The sequence below is a fragment of the Polaribacter sargassicola genome (assembly GCF_021991835.1).
GTDB lineage: Bacteria > Bacteroidota > Bacteroidia > Flavobacteriales > Flavobacteriaceae > Polaribacter > Polaribacter sargassicola.
In genome coordinates this window covers 752,952-759,905 of record NZ_JAHDAU010000001.1, presented here as the reverse complement: position 1 = coordinate 759,905, position 6,954 = coordinate 752,952, and the positions used below count along the sequence as shown (strand labels likewise).

General features: G+C 32.2%; 3 protein-coding genes. All 3 read right to left on the bottom strand.

The features are described 5' to 3' along the window. Positions 1-752: 752 nt before the first annotated feature. The 3 genes from KI686_RS03310 to KI686_RS03300 are packed head-to-tail and all read right to left on the bottom strand — an operon-like array spanning position 753 to position 6,857. Positions 753-1,610 carry an endonuclease/exonuclease/phosphatase family protein gene (locus KI686_RS03310; RefSeq protein WP_237587832.1) on the bottom strand — a complete coding sequence of 286 codons (858 nt, stop codon included), beginning with the start codon at positions 1,608-1,610 and terminating at the stop codon, positions 753-755. Next, entirely contained in the window at positions 1,610-3,349 is a 1,740-nt protein-coding gene (locus KI686_RS03305) for a RagB/SusD family nutrient uptake outer membrane protein (protein ID WP_237587831.1), read from the bottom strand. The genes KI686_RS03310 and KI686_RS03305 overlap by 1 nt, the downstream gene beginning before the upstream one ends. A gap of 13 nt (positions 3,350-3,362) precedes the next feature. Next, positions 3,363-6,857 carry a TonB-dependent receptor gene (locus KI686_RS03300; RefSeq protein WP_237587830.1) on the bottom strand — a complete coding sequence of 1,165 codons (3,495 nt, stop codon included), beginning with the start codon at positions 6,855-6,857 and terminating at the stop codon, positions 3,363-3,365. Positions 6,858-6,954: the final 97 nt, after the last annotated feature.

The window sequence follows — 6,954 nt, the reverse complement described above, 5'->3', positions numbered from 1 at the left end:
TTTATTTTTATTTTTTCAACCTAAAAAAGAAAACTAATACCCCTTTTTTAAAGCGGACGGCAAAGATACAAACTTTATACCCCTAAAACCTAATTAATTTTTACTTCTTTCTAAAATCAAACAAACTCTCAATGAACGATACTAACCTACTCGTATTTCCGTTAGCGGGTGCAAATATACACCTCTTTTTAATAATCACAACACCTTTTTTAACTTTAATTTAAGCTAAACCTCACGAATTAACATAAATAAAAGTAAATCAAATACTTATAGCGAATAAAACTTTAACTCATAAATTTTATCTGGTATAATTATAAAAGGCATAACAAAAATAAACACATAAAAAATGTAAACCATAAGCTTTTCCTCTTGAGGAATGATTCATAAAGTGTAAAACTAGAAAAAAGTAAAAAATTAAATTACTTAAGTCATCTTAAAATAAATGCAAATCAATATTATGATAAATAGCATCAAGACTATTCCCTCAATAACAAAGACAGTCATCATTTACCCGATATTCTATATACGTGTTAAAAAACGTCTATAGCAATCTTGATTCATGAAAAAAACAACATCAAGAAAAGAATACCTTAGATGAAAACAAAATACTATAGGACCTGTATTTAAAACATTAATTTAGTTTTTATATGATCCATACATAAAAAACAATAGGGTTACCTAAAACAAAAAGCCGTCTAAAAATTTTATTTTAGACGGCTTTTATTATTAAAAAAATAGTTTCTCTTTTAATATTATAAACTTAATTTAGCCTTGAGAATTAATGGAAAATGATCTGAAATATACAAGTCTGCACGTTGGCCATCTAATATTTGTAAGTTTAAGGGCTCAACAGCACCTTTATACAGAACATAATCTATACGATTTTTAGAATTTTTTCCTTTGGAACTCCAACCATTAAAAGTATAATCTGGACCATAAACACTATCCTTATCAAGAGTTAAATAAGGATCTTTTAATTCACTCTCCAATAATGTCTTTATGGCTTCACTTTCTGGGCTACTATTAAGATCACCTGTAACAAAAATAGGTTCCGAAATTGCTATCGCATTAATTTTTTTAGATAATAATTTAGCGCTTTCAATACGAGCATTTTTTCCACGATGATCAAAATGCGTATTAAAATGATAAAACGTTTTTCCGCTAATTTTATCTTTAAACAACGCCCAAGTAACTACACGAGGTAATGCTGCATCCCAACCTTTAGAACCTACTTGATTTGGAGTTGTAGAAAGCCAAAATGTTTCAGACTTTAAAACTTTCAATCTAGTTTTGTTATAAAATATTGGTGAAAATTCCCCATTATTTTCTCCCTCTCTACCGACACCTATATAGCCATAACTCGGTAATAGCTGTAACATATCCATAAGCTGCTTATATGTTACTTCTTGAGCTCCAATAATATCTACTTTAAAAAAACGCATACTGTGAGCAAGCCATTCTTTTCTGTTTTCCCAAATATTAACACCATCTTCAGAACTATTATATCTTACATTAAACGCAACGGCAGTAAGTTCTAAATTTGATGTTTGAGAAAAAACACTACTGTTTATTAATAATAATGCGAAAAAAATTAAAGTTATCTGTTTCATTATTCCCAATTTGGATTTTGATTAAGATTTGGATTCAATTGTAATTCTAAGCGTGGAATTGGATAAAGATAATCTTTATTTTCATCAAACGTTCTGCTGTTATAATCAGGATGTGGATCAATTAATCCGTAAGAGTCCAAAGTAAAATCTGACCCTAATTTATAATACTGTACACCAGCTATAGGATTTGCAGGTTGTTCCTCGTCATAGAGTACCACATTGATTTCTCCATCACCAGTTAAATCGTAAGAGCCTACACCATCAAAATATAACCCACGAATAGGCTGGGTTAAGGCTTGTCCAGCTTTCCATCGTACAATATCATTCCATCTAAAGTTTTCCATAAATAACTCGATTCGTCTTTCTCTCCTTATTTCTAAAATCACACCTTTATTATTTCCTGTAACATTAATATATTGACTAGCCATAAAAGTATCAGCAGATGCGTTTGCATCATCTAAAATAAGATTAGGCATATTAACACGCTGCCTTAATAAATTTATTGAGTTATTTATGTCTATTTGAGTTAATTTTCCTAGTTCAGCTTTAGCTTCTGCATAGTTTAATAAGACTTCAGCAAAACGAAAAAGCGGTAAATCTGTAATAGACTGGCTATTTGTATCATAAACAGGTTCCGTAACATATTTAATAATTTGATAACCTGTTACTGTTGCTCCTAAATTTGGGGCCAATACAGTACTTTGTCCTTTTCTTGTATAACCAGGAGTACGTATAGTTTGTGATAGACGTGGGTCTCTATCTTTCACCTCTTCAATAAATGGAACTTGATTATAATTTACCTGATCTGTAAAACGTGTACCATCTGCATTAAGATAACTATTTACAAGGTCTTTTGGCATTCCTGGACGCCCATAAGAACTTGTAGTTGTATAGTAGTTAACATTATGCGTAATACTTAGCTCTTGGGAATATGCTCTCGCCAATATAACTTCGGCTTCGTTAGCATCATGAGAGTTAAACAGTTCTATATAATCTTTCTCTGGACTCCCTGTGCTATATACTTGGTAGGGTGAATTGTATATTAATTCTTCCGAAGCAGAAATAGAAGCTTCCAAATATTTCTCATAACCACTGATATCTCTATATTTCTCATAAGTTCCTTCGTAAAGTCCTACACGAGATTTTAATGCTAAAGCCGTATATTTAGTAACTTCATAAGTGCTTTTTTCTTCGTTTAAGTTTGCAATGGCCCAATCTAAATCTTCTAAAATTTTATCAGTGATATAATCTCGAGAATCCCTTGCTTTGTTTAAAGCCGCAGTATCATCTGGAGAAATAGGTTTATCATACCAAGGCACATCTCCAAACCTTTGAAGTTTATCAAAATAAAAACGCGCTCTAAAAAAACGGGCTACACCACCATAATGAGCTTTTGCGGCTTCATCTTCAGATTTTTCATATTCTTGAAGAAAAAAATTGATATCTCTAAGATATTCCCAATCCCAACCACCACCAGTAGTAGGAACTAAACGCGTACCACGCATTTCATCACTTAATTCTGTTTGGATAATGTTATCTGTACTTGCTTCTCCGTTATAAATAGAAGTGCTAGGCCACATTCTATAAAATCCATTAGTATATAATTGTAAATCGCTAGCTGTATTAAAGAAAGTTTCTGGAGTTATCTCGGACAAAGGTTGTTTTTCTAAGAAATCATCACTGCACGAGTACATGATTAAAGCAATAATTAAACTGAAAATTGTATATTTAAAATTCATCGATAAGTTTTTTTTAAAATTTAAGAGACATTCCTAAAGAATAGGTTCTAGAGAATGGCGTTGTTTGCGCCTTACCTCTATTAGCTGAAGTAGATGGACTATTTAAGTTTACTGACGCACTTGCGGCTTCTGGATCAATATAATCTGTTAATGGAGAAAAAGTTAATAAATTTTCACCACTAAAATAAAAACGCAATTTTGTAGTAGATGATTTGAATAATACATTGTCAGGAATGGTATACCCCACGGTCAAATTCTTCAACCTTAAATAAGCTACATTTTGCAAATATCTATCATTAACTTTTTCTAGAGATCCCCCAAGTGCTACATATCCATAATTTCTAGGGAAATAAGCATCTGTATTTTCAGGAGTCCAAATCTCGTTAGCAAGATCTTTTCTGATGTATGAATTATAAGGTCTATTATATGGTCCCCAAAATATTCTAGAATCCGAATTCGGGTACCAATCTTGTTTTCCTACACCTTGAAAAAAAACAGAAAAATCAAAACCTTTCCATTCTGCACTTGCTGTAAAGCTGTAAAGATATTGTGGAGCCGAGTTACCGATAACTTCACGATCTCCAGAATCGTTAACCGTATTTTCACCTTCACCTACATAGCCATCACCATCTAAATCCTTATATTTTACATCACCGGGTTGTAATCCTCCACCTGAAGAAATACGATTTGATACGAAACTTTGGTCGGCATGATTTGCAATTTCTTCAGCAGATTGAAAAAGCCCATCGATACGATATCCCCATAACTCTCCAATAGTCATACCTTCATAAAAATCCACTAAACTTAAACTAGGATTTTCAAAACGTGTTATTTTAGTCTTAGAGTTTGATAAATTACCGGTAAAAGAATAAGAAAAAGGCTCACCAGATAACTCGAAAGAATCAACATAATTTAATGAAAACTCAAAACCTTTTGTTCTTAGATCTGCTGCGTTCTCTAAAGGAGATCCTGTTCCCAAAACACTCGGTAAGGTAGCTCCTGGAGACAACATGCCTTCCGTATCTCTCATAAACCAATCGAAACTAGCAGAAATTCTACTATCTAGAATCGCAAAATCTAAACCAAAGTCTAAAGTACTTACTTTTTCCCAGGTAATTTCAGTTGGGTTTAACGCTGGAGATTCAATATAATTTAATTGACTCCCATTTAAGGCATAATCATATAGACCATTTGGCATTGTTGGAAAATAAGCATAATCATCAATATTTTGATTTCCTAAAGAACCATAAGACCCTCGAAACTTTAATAAATCAAAAGTATTTCCTGTTAGGTTTTTTAAGAAATCTTCCTTATTAATTAACCAAGCTACTGAAGTTGATGGAAAAAATCCCCATCTATAATCTGATGGAAATCTTGACGTGGCATCATACCTTCCATTTAATTCTACTACATACTTATCTTTATAATCATAAGTTACACGATAAAACAAACCTTGTAAAGACCATTCTGATGCACTTCCTGTTGCAGTTGGATTACTTGTTGCTAAGCCAAGAGACACTAAATCGTCTGAAATTAAGTTTTGCTTACTAGCAACTACACTTTGGGTTAAGAACGTTTCTTGATTAAATCCTATTGTTGTTTTAAGTTTATGATTTCCAAAACTCCCTTTGTATTCTCCATAAATATTTAAAGCATCATATTTACTCTCGGTGCGAAATTCATTTAAAAAATCATTACCCATTAAATCGATTTTCTCTGGGTAAATAGAATAAGGAATTCTTGTAGACCTTTGATATCTATTAAAATTACTTCTTCTAATCGCGTAATTTGCATTTAGAGTAATACCTGCAATAGGCTTAATTTCTATAGACGCGATATTAGAAAATTCATTATCATTAGTTTGTTGCTTAGAATTTCCTTGTAATAAAGATGCATAAAGTCCATCTCCAATGGTATAGTTATTAAGTTCCGTACGCCATAGCGCTCCTCCATTTGGGTTTACAGGAACATAAGATGGTAAGGCGTGCACCCACATATTACTACTCCAAACATCATTATAATTACCGTATTGACTACCTCCATGTTCTAAATCTTTAGAACTATTATATTGCATATTATTAGAGAACGTTAACCAATCTGTCGCTTGTATATCGGTTTTGTTTCTAAGGTTATACTTACTATAAGTATCATCCTGAACCTTTAATATTCCTTTAGACTGATAATTTCTATATGAAAAATATGTTTTTAACTTTTCGGTTCCTCCAGAAATAGACGCAGAATAAATTTGAGTTGGGTAGGTTTTTCTAAAGTAAGTATTCCACCAATCTGTAGCTCCATAATGAACATATTGATCTCTACCATTACGTTGATCGATAATCACTCTAGCTAACGAAGGATCTTGTGACACTTCATAAAGAGCCTGCATATCTTCATCTGTATACCCTGTATAAGATGCACCACTATTATTCCTAAACGACTCATCAACAATAGATACTGCTTTATATGGGTCAGTTAAAAAATCGGTGTTCATGGTCGGCGAGTTGATAGCTGTTGTAACTCCAATATTAACTTGTAAGCTTCCATTATCAGCATTTTTAGTGGTTACCAAAACGACACCAAACGAACCTCTCGCACCATATATAGCCGCCGCACCTGCATCCTTTAAAACACTTATTGACTCTACATCATCAGGGTTTAAAGTACTTAACTCTCCTTCTATTCCATCAATCAAGATTAATGGAGAACCACCATTAATAGACGTAAACCCTCTAATATTTATAATCGGTTCAGAGCCTACTTTACCAGAACTTTGTGTTATATTTAGACCTGGACTTAAACCCTGAAGACTAGAACTAACATCTGCAACGGGACGTTTCTCAATGTTTTTAGTATCTATTGTACCTACTGCTGTAGATATTTTTTTACGACTTGTTTTACCATAACCAACAATAACTACTTCCCCCAGTGAGTTATTATCTTCATCCATCCTAATAGTAGTAAACTCTAAAGAGTTAACACTAACCTCTTGACTTTTAAAGCCCATAAAAGAGACTTTAATTATGGATGGTAATTTTTTTAGCAAAAGAGAAAATTTACCATTAAAGTCAGTAAAAGTTCCATGTTCACTGTCTACCTCAACAATAGTAGCACCAGGCAACGGCATATCATTTTGATCTAAAACAACACCTTTTATTATGTTTTGCTGAACATCAAACAAAACCGACTTCTGCTCTATTTGTTTTTTTAATCCTTTAATAAGGTAAACTCTATGTTTAACAATTTTAAATTCGGTAGTTGTTGCTTCAAACACTTTATTTAAAACATCTTCTAATGGCTCATTATTTACTTCAATGTCAAACGAACGTTTTAGATCTACATCATCTACTTTAAAAACAAAACGATAGTTTGTTTTATTTTCAATTTCGTCAATAAATTGGTATAACGATATATTTTTATAGTTAAAGGTCATTTTATCACCTTGGCTATAGGTTTCTTTGGCATGCATTGTAAATAATGATACTATTATAAACAGGGCACTTAGCTTCATTTTTAAGTCAAATTTCAATATTAGGTTTTTACTCCTTGATATCTTCAGAAGTTTTTTCATATTTTTGTAATGTTATTATGTGATTATTGTTTGGATG